The following is a 2445-nucleotide window of genomic DNA, read 5'->3' as shown; positions in this document are numbered from 1 at the left end:
GGGATTCTTCAGTGCCAGTAAACCCTCTAGGCACAGTATCAAATGAAAATAGATTGCTACATATTCTGCCAGAGAATGGAAACAAGGTAATGCAAGTACCCATTGTTAGCATTCCTTTAGATGATGGATTGACATTTAATTACTATATATACATCAAACCATACTATTATCCAAATACATCTTATTTTTATGCTGAGTTTATACAGTCAAGTCTTTTTTCTTTTGACATGGGACAGAATCCTTTTCAATCAGCTCAAAATTATAATATGGCTTTCTTATTGTCACAGGATGGAACTGTTCATAATCTGACTTACCCCAAATATGGTGGGTCTGGATTATCAACAGATCACTTTTATTTATATGTAAACGCCTCAAACCAAACAGTTACAGCATACGCTCCATCAGGAGAAACATACTCACAAAGCTTTGGTTATCATACTGAAACAATGTCTGTTAGCAGTAACCATCATAAGTCAAATATCAGTTATAATTACTATAGCCCTTATGTGGATGACATTAAACCTTGTGGTGGTGCCTCTACATTTTTACTTAATAAAGTAGAGTTATCCAGTGGCTACAAATTAGACTTCACATATTATGGTGATCCAGTTTATTATCAGAATCGCGATCATGACCCATACTATGTGTGCACAAATTACATATTGACTGGTATTACAGATAATGCCCAACGGCACTGGTCATTTCTATCTTTTACAGCAGGAGCAAATACAATCGGAATGACATTTCCAGATGGTGACTCAATTACATCAGGAGCAACAGGACCCATAACTGAACAAAACAGTTTAGTCTATAGTGGATTAAACAGCTCAAGCATCACCTATTCAGGTGCCAATTTATCTGTCAATGAAACAGAGACCTATAGCGTTGTTAATGGTGATCATATTATCACCCACACCGATGGCTCAAAAGATATTTACCACTATATTGCTTCAACTAATGGAGAACTTAACAATAACAAAGGTGCTTACGATAAGCATTTGATTGAAGATAAAAATGGTAACGTCTATTACGATGAAGAAAATACGTGGACAGATATATCAGGTGTTCCGGTATTAACTAAACAGACAATCACACAGGATGGTGTCACAACATCTAAAGTTTTTAGTGATTTTAATAGCTTTCTATATCCACAGACAATCGTAGAGACAGCATCAAATGGAGAGACGCGCACAACCAAATCAACTTATTTTGTGTTAGAGGCGTCAAGCACCCATGGGCATATGGTTAAACCTGCAACTGTTACAGTCACTGATAGCGCAGGTAAAGTGGTACAAAGTGTTGTTAATACCTATGACACAGAAGGATATTTAACGGCTTCGACAGTCAATGGTGTCACAACAACGTATAGTTATGATGCCAAAGGTAATATAGCCTCTGAAACCGACGCTAGTGGCAATAAAAAGCAATATCTAAATTATGTCAATGGACAACCACAAACAGTGATTGATCCCAATGGCAACTCAACCACTTATACCTATGATTACCGTGGTCTTGTGTTAACAAAGGCCGATGCTAAAGGCAATGTGACGAAGTATAGCTATGATGCAATGGGGCGCTTAACATCTGTTACACCACCGATTGGGAATCCTATTACTTATACATATACAAATCATGGGCTAACTGTTAAGAAAGCACAAGGACAAGCCGTCACAACCACTAACTATGATGGCTTTGGGCGTGTGATTAACTCAACGGTAAGCGATAGTAATCCAGCAGATACAATTGTTCAGGTCAATAAATATGACCCCATGAATAATAGGCACTTTGCCAGTTATCCTTGTCGAGATATTGCACAATGCACTGTTGGTGATATTTATACAAATGATGTCTTAAATCGCCCGATTCAACTAGTTAAAGATACGGCATCGTTTTAGAGGGGTAATGAGATGAAAATATTAACAAAATTATCTTTTGCTTTTTTTAGTCTATTTATTGCCGTTAATTGCTTTGCAAGCTATACGTGGACAGCGAGTTATGGAGGATATCGTAGCAATGAAAGCACTTCATATACGCACTCAAACAAAGTGGTAACTGATCCTAACGGTCATGAGCAAGAGTATATCTATAAACAAGGTTTTGGCTCTCCACAACTGATAAGTAATAGTTTTGTGGTGAATGGTGTTAGCACTATTTGGCTCGACAGTGAATATGATACAAATGGTAGGTTATTAGCTATCAAAGACCAACAGACTAAACTTGGCAGAGGTTACACATATGATGTAACTTATTTAGATTGGTTAATGTCACAAACTGATCCTGAGCTTGGTACAACGAATTATACCTATTATGCTAATGGACTAAGAGAGACAGAACAAACCGATAATAGTTCAAAAACAAAATTTGTTTATGATGCTAATGGAAATGTTAGCTCTATTATCTACAGTGCTTCTGCGGATAATAGTATTCCAGTAGCACCAACCGTTA

2 protein-coding genes are annotated in these 2445 nt (G+C 37.1%); both read left to right on the top strand.

Annotated features, from left to right (window positions below; genetic code table 11):
• Positions 1-1895, top strand: a 1895-nt coding sequence (locus DNJ75_RS14655) for an RHS repeat domain-containing protein (RefSeq protein ID WP_206609126.1), incomplete at its 5' end; no start/stop codon positions are given.
• Between the two features lie 12 nt (positions 1896-1907).
• A partial coding sequence (locus tag DNJ75_RS14650; RefSeq protein ID WP_157968394.1) for a hypothetical protein occupies positions 1908-2445 on the top strand: 538 nt, incomplete at its 3' end.

This window comes from Cysteiniphilum litorale, assembly GCF_003428165.1.
Lineage (GTDB): Bacteria > Pseudomonadota > Gammaproteobacteria > Francisellales > Francisellaceae > Caedibacter > Caedibacter litoralis.
This window is presented reverse-complemented; position numbering and strand designations above follow the sequence as displayed.